Here is a 15,717-nt window from a genome sequence, read left to right on the forward strand (position 1 = left end):
AGCGGAGCGCAGAGGGCCCCCGCGAGGGCCCGACGAGCTCGTCGGCCTGCTCTCGCTGCACAAGGAAGTTGAAGCTTATGAATCCGCCTCTCAACGGCGCGGAGCAGGGCGCCTGCCCCACGGACCGCGTCGACATCTACGATACCACCCTACGGGACGGCACCCAGCGCGAGGGCATCTCGCTCGCGTGCGAGGACAAGCTGCAGATCGCGCGCCACCTCGACGCGTTCGGCCTGACCTTCATCGAGGGCGGCTGGCCCGGCTCGAACCCGAAGGACGCGCAGTTCTTCGAGCAGGCGAAGGACATCGAGTGGAAGCACGCGAAGATCGCCGCGTTCGGCTCGACGCGCCGGGCCTCGCTCGCGCCCGAGGACGACGCCGGGCTGCGCGCGCTCCTCGCCGCCGGGACGAGCGTCTGCACGATCTTCGGCAAGAGCTCGACCCAGCACGTGACGGCGGTGCTGCGCACGACGCTCGACGAGAACCTCCGGATGATCGAGGAGACCGTCGCCTTCCTGCGGGCGCACGGCCGCCGCGTGATCTACGACGCCGAGCACTTCTTCGACGGGTTCGCGCTCGACCGGTCGTACGCGACCGAGACGCTGCGCGCCGCGGTGCGCGGCGGGGCCGAGGTGCTCACGCTCTGCGACACGAACGGCGGCTCGATGCCGTGGCAGATCGAGGCGGTGGTCGCCGAGATCAAGGCGCTGCTCGGCCACCCGCTCGGCATCCACGCGCACAACGACGGTGAGTGCGCGGTCGCCAACTCGCTCGCCGCCGTGCGGGCGGGCGCCCGCCACGTCCAGGGCACGATCAACGGTTACGGCGAGCGCTGCGGGAACGCGAACCTCTGCGCGATCATCCCGAACGTCGAGCTGAAGCTCGGCCTCCCGGCGCTGCCGGAGGGGGCGCTCGGCGGGATCACCGAGCTGTCGCACTACGTCGCCGAGGTGGCGAACCTCGCCCCCGACGATCACATGGCCTACGTCGGCCGGAGCGCCTTCGCGCACAAGGGCGGCGTGCACGTCGCGGCCATGCGGCGCGAGCCTGCGTCCTACCAGCACGTCGACCCCGCGCTCGTCGGCAACGCGATGCGCACCGTGGTGAGCGAGCTGTCGGGCCGCGGCAACCTCCTCAGCAAGGCCGAGGAGTTCGGGCTCCAGGTGCCGATCGGCGCCGAGGTGGAGGTGCTCGAGCAGATCAAGGAGCGCGAGGCGCGCGGCTCCTCGTTCGAGGCGGCCGAGGCGTCGGTCGCGCTCCTGCTCCACCGGAGCTCGCCGGGCTACAAGCCGCCCTTCCGGCTGCTCGATTTCAAGGTCACCGCGGGCCAGCGCGAGGGCGTCGGCACCTTCGCCGAGGCCATGATCAAGATCGCGGTCGGCGACGAGGTGGTGATCACGGCGGCCGAGGGGTCCGGCCCCGTCAACGCGCTCGACGGCGCGCTCCGCAAGGCGCTCGCGCCCGTGTTCCCGGCCGTGCGCGACATCCAGCTCGTCGACTACAAGGTCCGCATCCTCGACGGGCGCGACGGCACCTCGGCGACGACGCGCGTGCTCATCGACAGCCGCAACGCGCAGCGCCAGTGGAGCACCGTGGGCGCCTCGATGAACATCATCGACGCTTCCTGGCATGCGCTCGCGGACGGGATCGAGTATGGGCTCACGCTCGCAGCGAGAGAGCCAGAGCAGTACACATCCACGTTGCCTGCCAGCGAGGTCGCATGAAGGCCAATATCGTTCTTTTGCCCGGCGACGGCATCGGCGTCGAAGTGGTCGCCGAAGCCCGCGCCACCCTCGATGCTGTCGCCGCCCAGTTCGGCCACAGCTTCACCTACTCGGAGCACCTCATCGGCGGGTGCGCCATCGACGCCACCGGCACCGCGCTCACGCCGGAGACGCTCGACGCGTGCCGCGCGGCGGATGCCGTCCTCCTCGGCGCGGTCGGCGGCCCCAAGTGGGACAACCCGAGCGCGAACGTCCGCCCCGAGCAGGGGCTGCTCGCGCTGCGCCAGGGCCTCGGTCTGTACGCGAACCTGCGGCCGATCCGCCTGTTCCCTGAGCTCATCCAGGCCTCCCCGCTCAAGGCGGAGCGGCTCGCGGACGTCGACATCCTGGTCGTCCGGGAGCTCACGGGCGGGCTCTACTTCGGCAAGCCGCGCCTCCGCGAGGAGGTGAACGGGCGCAGGCGCGCGGTCGACACGCTCGAGTACACGGACGAGGAGATCGAGCGCGTCGTCGAGCTCGCCTTCCGCCTCGCGTCGTCGCGCAGGCGCCTCGTCACGTCGGTCGACAAGGCGAACGTCCTCGAGTCGTCGCGGCTCTGGCGGACGGTGGCGAACGAGGTCGCCGCGCGTCACCCGGAGATCCGCATCGAGCACCAGCTCGTCGACTCGTGCGCGATGCGGCTCATCACGTCCGCGTCGGCGTTCGACGTCATCGTCACCGAGAACATGTTCGGCGACATCCTGACCGACGAGGCCGCCGTGCTGGCCGGCTCGCTGGGGCTCTGTCCGAGCGCGTCGCTGGGCGACGGCACGCGCGGTGTCTACGAGCCGATCCACGGCTCGGCGCCCGACATCGCCGGCAAGGGGATCGCCAACCCGATCGGCACGATCCTGAGCGCCGCGATGCTGCTCCGGCACTCGCTGCGGCTCGACAAGGAGGCAGCCGTGCTGGAGCGCGCCGTGGCGCAGGCCATCGCCGGCGGCGCCAGGACGGCGGACCTCGGCGGCAAGCTGTCGACCCAGGCGATGGGCGGCGCGGTGCGGGCGAAGCTCGCGACCTGAACGCCCGCGCGGGGCGGCCTGGCAGCCCGGGGCCGGGTCCACCGCCGGCCCCGGGGACCGGTTCACCGCCGGCCCTCCGGGGCCTCGCGTTGCCGCCGTCCGGCGCGCCGCTAGCCATCCGCCATCTTCATCGTCGTCAACACCCTCACCGCCCCCGGTCCGGCGCTTCAGGCCCTGTGATCCGGTTCGTCGGCCGCAGGCGCGCGATCACCGAAAACGCCCTGTCCTCCACGAGCACCGGTCCCACCGGCTGCTCCAAGATCTCGCCCCTCGCGTAGCCTAGGAGCTCCAGGGCCGCGCGGCTCACGCGCTGGATCGACCCGTCCATCCGGAGCACGAGGAGCGCGTCGGGATCGCGGAGAGGATGTTCCGCGCGCCGCGCTTGCCGCACAGCGCTCTCTCAGGGGCCGGAGCCTCGGGAGCGCCGCGCCATCTCGGTCGACCGAGATGCTTGTATTTCAGGGCGCCACCAGGGCCGCCTTCGAGCATGGGCCGCGGAGGGTGTCGCCGAAAGCGTCCATGGTGTCTCAGGTGTCCTTCCTGGGGCAATCGACATCACTCCCCGGACACCACACATGATCGTGTGACGGGGAAGCTCAGGTCCCCGCGTGTCAACGCTCGTCGTCGAGACGGGCGATGACTCCATCCACATGAATTGATGTGCACAGGAGAATGGGAACATGAGCCAATTGACGAAGTTCGCATCGCTCGTCGCCCTCGCGACGGCCCTCTCCGCGGCCGGATGCGTGGCCGAGGCGATGGCGTCGGAGGCGACGACGGACGACACGACGGTCCAGACCGATGAGGCGAAGCAGGCGTCTCAGGTCGAGGAGATGGACTCCGCAGATCAGGAGTCGAGCGCGGCGCCGGCGACGGGCGTGAGCCCGGAGGACCCGAGCGCAGCAGACCCCGGCTCGGCGGACCTCGGTTCGACGAGCTCCGGTGAGGAGGAGAGCGTCGGCGAGAACCCCGACGCGGCTTCGCGCTTCTGGGGTGGCGGCTGGGGCTTCCGGCCCTGGGGGGGCTTCGGCGGCTGGGGCTTCCGGCCCTGGGGGGGCTTCGGCGGCTGGGGCTTCCGGCCCTGGGGGGGCTTCGGCGGCTGGGGCGGCTGGGGCGGCGGCTGCGGCGGCTGGGGCGGCGGCTGCGGCGGCTGGGGCGGCGGCTGGGGCGGCGGCTGCGGCACAGGCTTCTGCGGCTGGTAGCGCGCGCTGGCGATCGCGCGCCCCGGTGACGCCGACGTGCGGCCCTCGATGAGCGGCGGCAGCGCCGTGGCTCGGTCCTCGCCACGGCGCTTCACGCGCTCAGGGCTCACCATCGGCTCGCAGAACGGTCGTGGATCCTTGTCACGCCGAGGCCTCCTCACGCAGCCCCGCGGAGGAAGCCTCGGCGTCAGGAGGCGTTCGGAGATCGCCGGCGCGCCGGCGAGCGCGGCTCAGGCGTCGGCCTCGGCGAGGCTCGGGATGCGGTTCACGAGGAAGCGGGTCCTCATGTAGCACCACCACGTGAGCCCCATGCAGGTGAGATAGAAGACGAAGAAATACATGAGCGCCGTCGAGGCCCCGCCCGTCGCCTTGATCGAGGCGCCGAAGCTCCGCGGGATGAAGAAGCCGCCGAGCGCCCCGAGCGCCGAGGTGAACCCGAGGACGGCGGCGCTCTGGCGGCGCGCGGTGATCAGCGCCTCCTCGCGCGCAGCCTCGCCCCTGCCCTGTGCCGCGCGGAGATGGTCGCGCCGGAAGAGGATGGGGACCATCCGGAAGGTCGAGCCGTTGCCGATGCCGGTCGTGATGAACATGACCATGAACATCGTGACGACCCCGGCGTAGCTCTTCTCGTCGAGGAAGTGGATGATCCCGAGCGACGAGAGGCCCATCACCACGAAGTTGCAGAACGTGATGCGCGCTCCGCCGATCTTGTCCGCGAGGTAGCCGCCCAGCGGGCGGGCCACCGAGCCGATGAGCGCGCCCAGGAACGTGAGCTCGAGCGTCACGGTGGGGAACTGCATCTTGAGCAGGAGCGGGAGGGCCGCCGAATAGCCGATGAACGAGCCGAACGTCCCGATGTACAACCAGGCGATGATCCAGGTGTGCTTGTTCTTTGTGGCGGCCAGCTGGTCTTTGAAATTCGACTTCGCCGACGCCAGGTTGTTCATGAAGAAATACGCGCCGGCCGCCGAGATGAGGATGAACGGGATCCACATCAGCCCGGCGTTCTGCAGGTAAATCCCCGACTCGGTGTGGTACCCGCCGATCGCCGTCGCGACCGCGCCGGGCCCGACGAGGAGGGGCACGATGAGCTGCACATTGCTGACGCCGACGTTGCCGCCGGCGGCGTTGAGCCCGAGCGCCAACCCCTTCTTCTTGTCCGGATAGAAGAACGAGATGTTCGTCATGCTCGAGGCGAAGTTGCCCCCGCCGAGCCCCGCGGTCCCCGCCGCGATCGCCATCAGCCAGAACGGCGTGTCGGGCTTGGTCACGAGCACCGAGAGCGAGATCGCGGGAATCAGCAGCAAGAGCGCGCTGACGACCGTCCAGTTGCGCCCGCCGAACCTCGGGACGGCGAACGTGTAAGGGAACCGGATCAGCGCGCCGACGAGGCCCGGGATCGCGACCAGCAGGAAGAGCTGGTCCATCGTGTAGTTGAAGCCGACCTTGGGGAGCCGGGTGGCCGTCACGCTCCAGAGCAGCCAGACGGAAAAGCCGATGTTCTCGGCGATAATCGACCAGATGAGGTTCCGACGGGCGATCCGCTTCCCTGTCTTCTCCCAGAACGCATCATCATCGGGATTCCACTCGGTAATCAAAGTCGACATCTGTCCTCCTCACCGAGACCGGTGCACGGCCGCCTTGAAACATGGCGAGTCGAAGCCGCCGCTTTCCGATCAATTCCTGCTCTGCATCGGCCCTCGCGTCATACCGGTGGAGATCCAAAATCGGAGTTTCTCGTGTGTTTCCGAACCGTTTCGACGCATTTTTCCCGCGCGGCGTCGATCTCGTGGACGGTCGACGGCGCGGCGACGACAGCGCACGACGCCGCGCGGTGTCCCGGCTCTATCGAGCTGAGGCGGTGTGCGTCGAGCCCCCGCGCGTCGGGGCGACGCGCTCGGGCGGCGCCTCGATCTGGCCGAGCTTCTCCGCTCGATCGGCCACCCAGAAGCGCTCCGCGTCTGCCGCGCTCCAGGCGGACTCGTCCAGCAGCGGGAGGAGCGCGTCGAACAGGGCGCGCGCGCTCTGGAAGCGGTGGCGCGGGTCCTTGGCGAGGCACCGCAGGACGAGGCGGTCGATCGCGCGGGGGACGACCGGGCCGCGGCGCACCGACGGCGCGAGGGGCGCCTTCGTCATGTGCGCGACGAAGAGCTGCCCGGACGACGAGCCCTCGAACGGCAGCTCGCCGGTGAGGAGGAAATAGAGCGTGCCGCCGAGCGAGTAGACGTCGCTGCGCGCATCCGCGCGGTCGCCGCGGCACACCTCGGGCGCCATGTAAGCGGGCGTCCCGCAGAGCATGCCGCTGTTGGTCAGCTCGGCGTCCCGGCCGCCCTCGACCATCCGCGCGACGCCGAAGTCGAGCAGCTTGACGAAGTCGTGATCGTCGCCAGCGCGGGTGACGAAGAGGTTCTGCGGCTTGATGTCCCGGTGGATGATCCCGGCCTCGTGCGCCTCGATGAGCGAGCGGCAGGCCTGCAGGGCGAAGCGCACGGCGCGCGCCACGGGCATGGGGCCGTAGCTGCGCACGATCGCGGCGAGATCCGCTCCGCGCAGGTGCTCCATCGCGATGTAGTAGATGCCGTCGTCGCTCGCGCCGAAGTCGAAGATCCGGATGGTGTGCGGATCGCTGAGCTTGCTGGCCGCGTGCGCCTCCTGCTCGAAGCGCTTCAGCAACGCCGTGTCCGGCGCGTCACGGGTCCTCAGGAGCTTGAGGGCGACGCCGCGCTGGAGCGTCTCGTCCCAGGCGAGCCAGACCTCGCTCATCCCCCCCTTGCCGATCGGCGCCTCGAGCCGATACCTGCCCAGCTTGCGCGCCTGATACACCTGCTGCCGCGCGGCCCAGACGACGTGGCTCGACAGGGCCCCGATCACGCCCGAGGAGGGGACGAAGATGTAGTGGCTCGCGGCCGTGAGCAGCGTCGTCGGGTCGAGCCACGCCGCCAGGATCGACGGGGAGAAGATCGCGGCGACGCCCATGACGGCCGGGAAGGCGAGGAACATCGGCGCGGAGGCGACGAGCGCCTTGCCGAACGGCGCCGGCACGAGCGCCGTGCGCAGCAGCACGACGATGGAGAGCCCGTGCATGTACGTGCTGGTCAGGCCGCCGAAATCGAGCGCCATGAGCGAGATGAAGAGCGCGGCGACGAGGAACGCCGCGTCGTACCCGAGCAGCACGACGCGCCCCGAGAGCGTCGGTCGACCCGTGAGCCGGTACACGGCGATGGCGATCGCCTGCTCGATCATGCGCATGACGATGCAGCGCCACACCGGCGCCCCGGGGTACAGCACGGTCGCCATGAACACGTCGACGAGCGTGAACGCGGGCCAGATCCAGAGCGCGACCCGGAAAGCGCGGCGGACCGCGCGACGGACGCTCTCGGTGTCGTGGGCGGACAGAGCGCTCCGCGGCGCGCCGATCGGGCGGGTCTCGCGCTCCCTGAGCATGCGTGACGAGGCCGAGCGCTCAGCGCGGAGAGCCTCTCTGGTCAGCGCACGCTTCATGGCGACACTCGAGGGTCGCCAGAGCCGCGCCGAACGTCAAGCGAGCGTTGCTGGCTTCGGCGCGGCTGGTTTCCTCGGTCACGATGGCGGGCTGCGCCGCTCGCCGTCTCCCACCCAGGATGTCATACCAACAAGGTCGCTCGCCGTCCGACCCGCCGTGTTCGTGCGCTGATCGCATACACGCCCCGAGGTCCGAGGTGATGAATGCCGGCCGCGCCTCCGCGGCGCGGCGCGGGATCGAGCTCGGCGGGCCCGGCGCCCGGCGCTCGGCGCGCGGGGGGCCGCGCGCCGAGCGCCCGAGGTCGCGGCGTCGCCCTGGTCAACCGGCCGGATCCATGCTTGAAAGCTCGCCACCGTGCCGCTCTCGCCTGAAAGCTTTCGCCGGCTGTTCGAAAGCCGCCCCGTCGTCCTCGCGCCCATGGAGGACGTGACGGACGCCGTCTTCCGCCGTATCTGCCGGGAGCTCGGCGCCGAGCTGTGCGTGACGGAGTTCGTCAACGTCGAGGGGCTGCTGCGCGGGTGCAAGACCGCGCGGCGCAAGCTCACCCTGTCCGCCGACGATCAGCCGACGGCGATCCAGATCTACGGCGCCAACCCGGAGCGCCTCGCCGAGGCCGCGCAGGTCGCCGAGCAGGCAGGGCCGGCGTTCCTCGACGTCAACTGCGGCTGCTGGGTGCCGAAGATCGCCGGCCGCGGCGCGGGCGCGGGCTGGCTGCGCGATCCGGAGGCGATGGTGGCGATGGCCCGGCTCGTGACGCGCACGGTCGCGCTGCCGGTCACCGTGAAGACGCGCATCGGCTGGGGACCCGAGTCCCACATGCCGATCGTCGACCTGGCGCGCCGCCTCGAGGACGCCGGCGTCGCCGCGCTCACGATCCACTGCCGCACGGCCCAGATGGGGCACAGCGGCGCGGCCGACTGGAGCTGGGCCGCCCGCGCGCGCGAGACCGTGTCCATCCCCGTGGTGGTGAACGGCGACATCAAGACCGCAGACGACGCCGCCCGCGCGCTCCAGGAGACGGGCTGCGCCGGCGTGATGGTCGGCCGCGCCGCGATCGACCACCCCTGGGTCTTCCGCGAGGCCCGGGCCCTGCTCGACCACGGCGCGCGGCTGCCGCCGCCGACGGCCGAGGAGCGCCTCGCCCTGTGCCGCGCGCACCTCCTCGCGAACACCGAGGCGCGCGGCGAGCCGCACGGCGTGCGCGTGACGCGGCGCCACCTGACCGGCTACCTCCGCGGCCTGCCCGGCGCGTCCGCCCTCCGGCGCGAGCTGCTCTTCTGCGACAGCCTGGCGGGGTGCCTGGACATCCTCGACAGCGCCGCGCAGCGGCTCGCGGCCTGAGGCGGCCGCCTACATCCCCACCGGGGTCGCGTCGTCGACCGGGGCGGGCTCGCCGTTCTGCGGCTCGGCGCCCGGCGGCGCGCCCATGGGGTCGTGCGGCAGGCTCCCGCGGTGCGAGCGGAGCAGCACGTGGGGCGTCGCCAGGAGAAAGTTGGAGACGCGGGACGTGTAGATGTCCGCCGAGCGCTCGATCTGCCGGGCCAGGTGGCTCTTGTCGTTCCCCGCGCGGAGGAGCAGCCCCCACCGCGGGTTCAGCGTCTCGGCCGACGCCTTCGCGAGCGGAGCGATCCGCGCGTCGAGCGCCGCGAGGCTCACCTTGAGCTCGTTCATCTTCGCCTGGACCTCGGCCTCCGTCGCCCCGACGACCGGCCCGTAGCCGGCGCGCATCCGCTGGAGCTCCAGGCGCAGCCTGGCGTAGATGCGCTCCGCGTCCTCCTTCTCCCGCATCCAGAGATCGAGGCGCGCCTCGGCCCCCCGCGCCTCCTCGATGGCGAGGATCTCGTCCTCGAGCTCCCGGATGATGAGCGCCGTGCGCCACCGCAGGGCGCTCTTCGACACGTGCACATCTCCATAGATGTGATCGCCGATATAGAGGATCTCGTCGCCGGACAGCCTGAGGTGATGCTCGACGAGCCCGGCGTTGCCGCCGAGGTAGTGTCCGCCCTCGCGCAGCCGGCCGGCCGGGCGCAGGAGGCCGTCCTCCGTGACCACCTCGAAGAGCGGGCTGCGGCTCGAGAAGAACTCCGGCTTCCGCGCGGACACGATCACCACGTCGAACAGGTCGCGCCACGTCATGCCGTCCGGCAGGAAGCGATCGAAGGCGTAGCTCATCATCGCGTGCGTGTAGACCCACTCGGAGTTCGTGATCAGGACGAGCTTCTTGCCCGCCTCCTTCTGGTCGAGCACGGTGAGCGGGGTCTCCGGATCGAGCAGCACGAACCGCTCCGGATCCGCGATGATCTCGGCCTTCAGCTGCCCCTCCATGTGCGTCGCGTCGAGGCGATCCTTCACGCGGCGGTAGATGTCGCTGTAGCCGAGCACCTCGGGAAGCCGGCGCTGATCGAGCAGGTCGACGAGCTTCGCGTACATGCACCCTTCCGAGAGCGAGAAGAGCGTGTTCAGGAAGACGTAGCGCCCGTCCGCGAGGTCGACGATCGTCCGCGCGTAGGTGGCGCGCTGGGCCTCGAAGTCGATCGGCTTCGTGCCGTGGTAGGCCCGCTTCACGTACCCAAACCGGTTTACCTTGAGCAGGTTGCCGAGCTCGGTGTCCAGGATGAGCCCCCGGATCACGAGGTCCGGCTCGAAGGTCAGGTCCCCGACTGGCCAGCCCTCGTTTTCCAGCAGGTGGCGGAGGTGCTCATACGCCCGACGCTCCCACGCCTCCACCCGGTAGTGGATCAGCGTGTAATCCATATCGTACCCGATCGCCTTGATCGAACGGAGGTTCAGCGTCCGGTTGCAGAAGATCCCCCGCTGCTTGGGCGGCGGAGCGCAGAGGCAATCCAGCTTGTCCATGGTGATCGCCCGGAGAGCGGTCGTGAGGCATACCAGGGACCCACGGCGTTGCCCACCGGGACCATCGTCGTCACGCGGCCGTCAGATCAGCGACGCCTGAGGCGGCTCTTGCCGTTCTCCCGCCGATCCGTGCTCGCGCTGGACCGCGGCGACCGCCCGGCCGCCGGCGCGCGCGTCGAGTCGCTGCGGTCGTCCGCCTCCCATCCGTCGTCGTCGTCCTCGTCGTCGTCCTCGTCGTCGAAGAGATCGTCGTCGTCCTCGTCCTCGTCGCGCGCCTCGGCCCGGCGCACCTCGAGCCCGAGCATGGTGAGCGCCTGCTCGAGCGTCAGCGCCGTCTTCACGGCCTCGAGCTCGACCCCCATGGCCTGCAACGTCATCGCGATCTCCGGGCTCAGCCCGGACAGGATCGTGGGCGTGCCCATGAGCCGCGCGGCGGAGGCCAGGTTCGAGAGCACGGCGCACAGGTGGCTATCCATGATCCATACGGCCGTGAGATCGATGACCAGCCCCTTCGCCCCGCTCTCGTGGATGGCCCGCAGCACCTCGGTGTTCAGCTGCTCCGCGAGGTCGTCGGTCACGTCCCCCTGGATCGGAACCAGGATCCGGTCCCACAGGTTGATGATCGGAAGGCGCTTGAGCTCCATGGTCATCCTAAGGTTCGATGTCGGCGATCAAGACCGTTGAGTCGTCGTGCGAGCGCCGGTGTCGGCTCATGAGGACGCGGCACGCCTCCGCGGCCTTCATCCCACGCAACAGCGAGAGGTCGAAGCGGGGGGAGACCCCGTCGGAGAAGACGACGAGTCGGTCGCCCGGCGCGAGCTGCGCGTCGAAGATCCGGACCTTTCCGAGCGACGCGCCGAGGATGCCCGGGCTCTGGAGCCACTGCACGCGTGTGCCGTAGGACATCAGCTCGACGTTGCCGACGCCGCAGCCCTGGAGCCGCCCCTCCCGGAAGCGGCAGATCATCCCGGCGGCGCCGCGGGTCCCGCGGAGCCGCGCGTGGAGGCGGTCGACGAGCGCACGGACGTCCTCGCCGCTCGGCGCGTCGCCGAGCGCCTTGAGCGCGACGTCCGCCGCGGCCGCCGCGTGCTCGCCGTGGCCCAGCGCGTCGATGACCGCGAAGACGACGCCATCCTCGCCGGCCCGCACGAAGGCAGCGTCGCCGCTGACGCGCTCTCCGTCCTTGGGGAGGATGGTGTACTCGACGGCGAGCTTCACAGGTGGACCTCGATCTCCACCCGCGTGCCTTTCGGTCCCGAGTCGATCTGGAAGCGATCGGCCAGCCGCTTGACGCCGATGAGGCCGCGGCCCATGCCGGTCTTGCTCTTGTAGCGGCCGGCGAGGATCTCCTGCAGGTTCTGGATGCCGCTGCCCTCGTCCACCGCGACGATGAGGAAGCGGACCGGGCTGTCGCGCTGCACGGCGATCTCGATCGTCCCGCCCGGGGTATAATGAACGATGTTCCGGGCGAGCTCGCTGACGATGGTCGCGACCTTGTGCGAGGTGAAGCTCTTTGCGCCGGCCGCGTCGCAAATGGCCTTCGCGCTCAGGCGCGCCTCGCTGATGTCGGCCTCCACGTTGATGACCATGACCTTCGAGCGCCGCGAAGGTCGATCGCCGCCGATTGCAGAAATTTCCGACTTGAGCCGCCCGAGCCGCGCTGGATCGACATAGAGGCGGGCCCGGCGCTCGATGCTGGGAATGATGTCCGGGAGGTCGTCGAGCGAGAACCTCTCGGGCTGGATCTCCGCCTCCCGCATGGCCCGGAGCAGGACTCCCTCTGCATTCATCGCCGAGAGATAGCCGAGCAGGACGTTGAGAATCTGTTCGTGCGCGGGAGTCATCCGGGAAGAGCCTGGAAGGGCAGGTTACCGGGGGCCCGTGTCCGCGTCGAGTGCGTGGCGACGGCCTCGCAGGGTACGTCAGCCAACACACACACATGTCCGGCCGGATCAATCCGCAGGGCTCGCTCGGCTCGTCGCCGGCGGCCCGCGGCCTGGTGGCTTGTTCGGTAACGCCGCGCCGGCGCCGGCCCGCGTTGGCCACGCGTCAATCTGGCCGGCTCCTGGCAACGCTCATGCCCGGATGGCAGGCGCATCGACGTCGCTCAGGTCGGGTAGTACGACGTCTGCCCCTGGCTCAGCTCCTCGGTGATCTTGTTTTCCTCGAGAAGCTTCTTGATCGGCTCCTGGAGCTCGGCTGCGGGGGTGCCCATCGCCAGCGCAAGGTCGTCGATGCCCTGGCCCGGCTCAATTTCCACATGGGCGAGCAGCGCCTCGGCGATCTCGTCCCCGGGGATCCCGGACGGCGGGTTCTCCGGGCTCACCGGACGGGTTTGCTCGGTCCCTTTCCCTGCGGCCCCGACGGCGGGCGCCGCCAGGGCGCTCGCGCCACGCGCCCTGGCCGGTGCGGCCGCCGGACGCGCGGCGCCCCGGGTGGTCCGCGGTACGGCCGCCGGACGCGCGGCGCCCCGGGTGGTCCGCGGTGCGGCCGCCGGACGCGCGGCGCCCCCGGTGGTCCGCGGCGCGACCGCTTTCTTGGGCGGCGCGGCCGCTTTCTTGGGCGGCGCAGCGCGCTTGGGGGTGGGGGCCTTGCGCGACGGCGCGCTGCGGGCCGGCGCGGCCGGGCGGCTCGGCGCCGGGCGGCTCGGCGCCGGAGCGCGCTCGGCCTTGCGGGCCGGCTTCATGGGAGTCGCGGCGGGCCCGGTCGATATCCCTGCGGCCTTGATGTCGACTTCCAGGTACCGCGCCGCGTTCTGGACAACGTCCTTACGGGCCAGCGCTCTCATGCCCTCCAGGAACTTGGCCACCAAAGAACGAATCTCATTCTCGATCTCGACATCGGATATCACGCAGCCGCCGTCTCACGAATCCCCCGGAATGTCAACGTCTTCCGCGCGGAGTGGCCCGCAGAGACCGGAGAAACCCGGACGATCACGCGCCGGCCGGCGCCAGCGACCCGGCGCTCGATCGCTGGCCGCGGCGCGTGTCCAGTGTGAATTTGCCGCTCTATCAAATGAAATGCGGGCAAGATCCGAAACCCATCGACAATCCATGTCGGGCCCCTCCGTCCGCGGCGTGGGCCGCGGGCGCGGGCCACGTCGTTGAGCAGAGGTCGACTCGCCGCTCGCGGCCGCGCCGGCGGGGGCGGCCCTCCCGGGGGGGCGTGCGGGGGCGGGTGATCAAGCCGCCTTGACCGCGTGGAGCGACGGGGGGCGCAGCGGGCGGAGCGGCGCCGCCGCGAACGCCGCGCCGAGCGCAAGCCCGCGGAACGTCAGCCGCATCCGGAGGGCATCGAGGTAACCCTCGCGGTGCAGGGCGTTGATCACCCGTCGGACGTCGGCCCGGCGCACCGCGAGGGCCGTGGTCAATGTTTCAAGGGTCACCGTCTTGCCCTCGCTCTGGAGGGCAACCAGCGTCCGGAGAAGATGAGGAACGAGGTCCTTGTCCGTCATGGCGCCGAACCTAGTTCAGTAGCTGAACGGTCGTACAGTTTGTGACCACGATTTCTTCGGGCCGCCGGCGGGAGCGCCCGAGGCGCGCCGAAGGTGGCCGTCGTCTATGGTACGTCCCGCTGGTGCGCCCCGACGCCTCCTCCCCTCAAGCCGTGATCCTCGCCGGCGGGCTCGGCACCCGGATGCGCCCGCGGACGGAGCGCACGCCGAAATTCCTCCTGCCGGTGGTCGGCAGGCCGTTCGGGGCGTGGCTCCTCGAGCGGCTCGCCGACGCGGGCTTCGGCGAGGTGGTCCTCTGCGTGGGTCACCTCGGCGACGCCATCCGAGCGGCGATGGGCGACCGGTTCGCGGGGCTGCCGCTCCATTATGCCGACGACGGCCCCGAGCTCCTGGGCACGGCCGGCGCGCTACGCCGGGCGCTGCCCCACCTGGCCCCTGTGTTCCTCATGACCTACGGCGACTCCTACCTCCCCTTCGACTATCTCGCCCCGCTCCGAGACCTCTCCGCGCACCCGGGCGCCCTCGGTACGATGGCCGTGTTCCGGAACGAGGGTCGGTTCGACGCGTCGAACGCGGCGATCTCGGGCGACCTCGTGGTGCGCTACGAGAAGCTCCGCGCCGGCGCCCCGCCCGACCCTGCCCTCGATCACATCGATTACGGCGCGACCGCGCTCCGCCGCGGGGTCGTCGAGGCGCTGCCGGCGGACACGCCGCTCGGCTTCGATGCGGTGCAGCGCGATCTCGCTTCGCGCGGCCGCCTGCGGGCCCTCGCGGTCGCGGCGCGCTTCCACGAGATCGGCTCCGAGCGGGGCCTCCGCGAGCTCGAGGCCGCGCTGGCGGCATCGGCCACGGCGGAGGAGCGGGGATGATCGTCTCCCGCGCCCCGGTCCGCTTCTCCCTCGGCGGCGGCGGGACCGATCTGCCCGCCTACTCCGACCGCTTCGGCGGCTACCTCCTGTCGGCCTCCATCGACAAGTACATCTACGTCACGGCCAACAAGCGCTTCCACCGCGACATCCGCCTCGCCTACTCCAAGACCGAGATCGTGCCCTCGGTCGACAGGATCGAGCACCCGATCTTCCGGGAGGCGCTCCGGATGATGGGAATCGAGCACTCGATCGAGCTCACGAGCGTCGCGGATCTCCCCGCGAACTCGGGCCTCGGCTCGTCGAGCTCGTTCACGGTCGCGCTCCTCAACGCGCTGCACGCGTACAAGCGCGACTTCGTGTCGTCCGAGCAGCTCGCGCGCGAGGCGTGCGCCATCGAGATCGATCGCCTCGGGGAGCCGATCGGCAAGCAGGATCAGTACATCGCCGCTTACGGCAACGTCACCGCGTTCACGTTCTCGCCGGACGGGTCGGTGCACGTCGAGCCCGTGCCGGTCCGCGACGAGGTGCTGGACGAGCTCGAGAGCAACCTGCTCATCGTGTGGAGCGGCATCGAGCGACCGGCCAGGATCGTGCTCTCGGAGCAGGGGCGACGGCTGCACGACCTCGAGCCCGCGGTGGTCGAGCGGATGCATCGCATCAAGGAGATCGGCCGCGACGTGCACCGCATCCTCGTCTCGGGCAGGCTCGACGACTACGGCGAGCTCCTGCACGCCCACTGGACCCAGAAGCGTAAGCTCGCCTCCAAGATGACCGACGAGGTCCTCGACGAGATCTACGAGGTGGCCCGGGGCGCCGGGGCGCTCGGCGGCAAGCTGATGGGGGCCGGCGGGGGCGGGTTCTTCATGTTCTACGTCCGCCCGGCGGAGAAGCGCCGGGTGCTGGAGGCGCTCGCCGCGAAGGGCCTGCGCGTGCTGCGCTTCCGCTTCGATCTCGACGGCGCGCGCATCGTCGCGAACCTGCACCGATCGTGAGCGGGCGCGCCGACGCATCGGCGCGCCTCCCGCTGGGCATTTCTACGGGACTCTGGC

At 70.7% G+C, this 15,717-nt stretch carries 15 protein-coding genes; 6 read left to right on the forward strand and 9 right to left on the reverse strand.

The genetic code is table 11. The features are described from left to right. Window positions 1-77 precede the first annotated feature (77 nt). Window positions 78-1,724 (forward strand): citramalate synthase, encoded by a 1,647-nt coding sequence (gene cimA / locus WMF36_RS19755; protein WP_437581174.1) that lies wholly within the window; start codon window positions 78-80, stop codon window positions 1,722-1,724. Beyond that, entirely contained in the window at window positions 1,721-2,785 is a 1,065-nt protein-coding gene (gene leuB, locus WMF36_RS19760; protein ID WP_437581175.1) for a 3-isopropylmalate dehydrogenase, read from the forward strand. The genes cimA and leuB overlap by 4 nt, the downstream gene beginning before the upstream one ends. Window positions 2,786-2,930: 145 nt before the next feature. Here leuB and WMF36_RS19765 read toward each other — a convergent pair whose 3' ends face one another. Next, window positions 2,931-3,176 (reverse strand): hypothetical protein, encoded by a 246-nt coding sequence (locus tag WMF36_RS19765; protein ID WP_437581177.1) that lies wholly within the window; start codon window positions 3,174-3,176, stop codon window positions 2,931-2,933. Between the two features lie 289 nt (window positions 3,177-3,465). Between WMF36_RS19765 and WMF36_RS19770 the strand changes: the two genes are divergently transcribed. Beyond that, window positions 3,466-3,987, forward strand: coding sequence for a hypothetical protein (locus WMF36_RS19770; protein WP_437581178.1), 522 nt, complete (start codon window positions 3,466-3,468; stop codon window positions 3,985-3,987). Window positions 3,988-4,217: 230 nt separating this feature from the next. On the opposite strand, the gene WMF36_RS19775 is transcribed toward WMF36_RS19770, so the two are convergent. Both WMF36_RS19775 and WMF36_RS19780 read right to left on the reverse strand, forming a co-directional pair. Continuing rightward, on the reverse strand, window positions 4,218-5,594 hold the full coding sequence (locus tag WMF36_RS19775; RefSeq protein WP_437581179.1) for an MFS transporter: 1,377 nt from the start codon (window positions 5,592-5,594) through the stop codon (window positions 4,218-4,220). A 238-nt stretch (window positions 5,595-5,832) separates the two neighbouring features. Next, window positions 5,833-7,431 (reverse strand): serine/threonine-protein kinase, encoded by a 1,599-nt coding sequence (locus tag WMF36_RS19780; RefSeq protein WP_437581180.1) that lies wholly within the window; start codon window positions 7,429-7,431, stop codon window positions 5,833-5,835. A 412-nt stretch (window positions 7,432-7,843) separates the two neighbouring features. Here WMF36_RS19780 and dusB point away from each other — a divergent pair, with 412 nt between their 5' ends. Continuing rightward, the gene (gene dusB / locus WMF36_RS19785) at window positions 7,844-8,830 is read left to right on the forward strand and encodes a tRNA dihydrouridine synthase DusB (RefSeq protein ID WP_437581181.1); all 987 of its coding nucleotides are present in this window, start codon (window positions 7,844-7,846) and stop codon (window positions 8,828-8,830) included. 9 nt (window positions 8,831-8,839) lie between these two features. Here dusB and WMF36_RS19790 read toward each other — a convergent pair whose 3' ends face one another. The 6 genes from WMF36_RS19790 to WMF36_RS19815 form a co-directional block, all read right to left on the reverse strand. Then, window positions 8,840-10,345 (reverse strand): HAD-IG family 5'-nucleotidase, encoded by a 1,506-nt coding sequence (locus tag WMF36_RS19790; RefSeq protein ID WP_437581182.1) that lies wholly within the window; start codon window positions 10,343-10,345, stop codon window positions 8,840-8,842. Between the two features lie 86 nt (window positions 10,346-10,431). After that, complete coding sequence (locus WMF36_RS19795; protein ID WP_437581183.1) at window positions 10,432-10,989, reverse strand: STAS domain-containing protein; 558 nt, start codon at window positions 10,987-10,989, stop codon at window positions 10,432-10,434. Window positions 10,990-10,996: 7 nt separating this feature from the next. Then, window positions 10,997-11,563, reverse strand: a complete 567-nt coding sequence (locus WMF36_RS19800; protein WP_437581184.1) for a SpoIIE family protein phosphatase — start codon at window positions 11,561-11,563, stop codon at window positions 10,997-10,999. Continuing rightward, window positions 11,560-12,135: an ATP-binding protein gene (locus tag WMF36_RS19805; RefSeq protein WP_437581185.1), complete on the reverse strand. Its 576-nt coding sequence runs from the start codon at window positions 12,133-12,135 to the stop codon at window positions 11,560-11,562. Before WMF36_RS19805 ends, WMF36_RS19800 begins: the two co-directional genes overlap by 4 nt. Before the next feature lie 317 nt (window positions 12,136-12,452). Beyond that, on the reverse strand, window positions 12,453-13,154 hold the full coding sequence (locus WMF36_RS19810) for a hypothetical protein (protein WP_437581187.1): 702 nt from the start codon (window positions 13,152-13,154) through the stop codon (window positions 12,453-12,455). Between the two features lie 372 nt (window positions 13,155-13,526). Continuing rightward, the gene (locus WMF36_RS19815; RefSeq protein ID WP_437581188.1) at window positions 13,527-13,799 is read right to left on the reverse strand and encodes a hypothetical protein; all 273 of its coding nucleotides are present in this window, start codon (window positions 13,797-13,799) and stop codon (window positions 13,527-13,529) included. A 122-nt stretch (window positions 13,800-13,921) separates the two neighbouring features. Between WMF36_RS19815 and WMF36_RS19820 the strand changes: the two genes are divergently transcribed. After that, entirely contained in the window at window positions 13,922-14,668 is a 747-nt protein-coding gene (locus WMF36_RS19820) for a nucleotidyltransferase family protein (RefSeq protein ID WP_437581189.1), read from the forward strand. Further along, entirely contained in the window at window positions 14,665-15,660 is a 996-nt protein-coding gene (locus tag WMF36_RS19825; RefSeq protein WP_437493006.1) for a GHMP family kinase ATP-binding protein, read from the forward strand. Before WMF36_RS19820 ends, WMF36_RS19825 begins: the two co-directional genes overlap by 4 nt. Window positions 15,661-15,717 lie beyond the last annotated feature (57 nt).

This window comes from Sorangium sp. So ce887 (genome assembly GCF_051521455.1).
Lineage (GTDB): Bacteria > Myxococcota_A > Polyangia > Polyangiales > Polyangiaceae > Sorangium.

Excerpts from the sequence above, each read along its gene's own strand:
- cimA (WP_437581174.1), top strand. The coding sequence starts at position 78 with ATGAATCCGCCTCTCAACGGCGCGGAGCAGGGCGCCTGCCCCACGGAC.
- leuB (WP_437581175.1), top strand. The coding sequence starts at position 1,721 with ATGAAGGCCAATATCGTTCTTTTGCCCGGCGACGGCATCGGCGTCGAA.
- WMF36_RS19770 (WP_437581178.1), top strand. The coding sequence starts at position 3,466 with ATGAGCCAATTGACGAAGTTCGCATCGCTCGTCGCCCTCGCGACGGCC.
- WMF36_RS19775 (WP_437581179.1), bottom strand. The coding sequence starts at position 5,594 with ATGTCGACTTTGATTACCGAGTGGAATCCCGATGATGATGCGTTCTGG.
- WMF36_RS19780 (WP_437581180.1), bottom strand. The coding sequence starts at position 7,431 with ATGCTCAGGGAGCGCGAGACCCGCCCGATCGGCGCGCCGCGGAGCGCT.
- WMF36_RS19790 (WP_437581182.1), bottom strand. The coding sequence starts at position 10,345 with ATGGACAAGCTGGATTGCCTCTGCGCTCCGCCGCCCAAGCAGCGGGGG.
- WMF36_RS19795 (WP_437581183.1), bottom strand. The coding sequence starts at position 10,989 with ATGGAGCTCAAGCGCCTTCCGATCATCAACCTGTGGGACCGGATCCTG.
- WMF36_RS19805 (WP_437581185.1), bottom strand. The coding sequence starts at position 12,135 with ATGAATGCAGAGGGAGTCCTGCTCCGGGCCATGCGGGAGGCGGAGATC.
- WMF36_RS19815 (WP_437581188.1), bottom strand. The coding sequence starts at position 13,799 with ATGACGGACAAGGACCTCGTTCCTCATCTTCTCCGGACGCTGGTTGCC.
- WMF36_RS19825 (WP_437493006.1), top strand. The coding sequence starts at position 14,665 with ATGATCGTCTCCCGCGCCCCGGTCCGCTTCTCCCTCGGCGGCGGCGGG.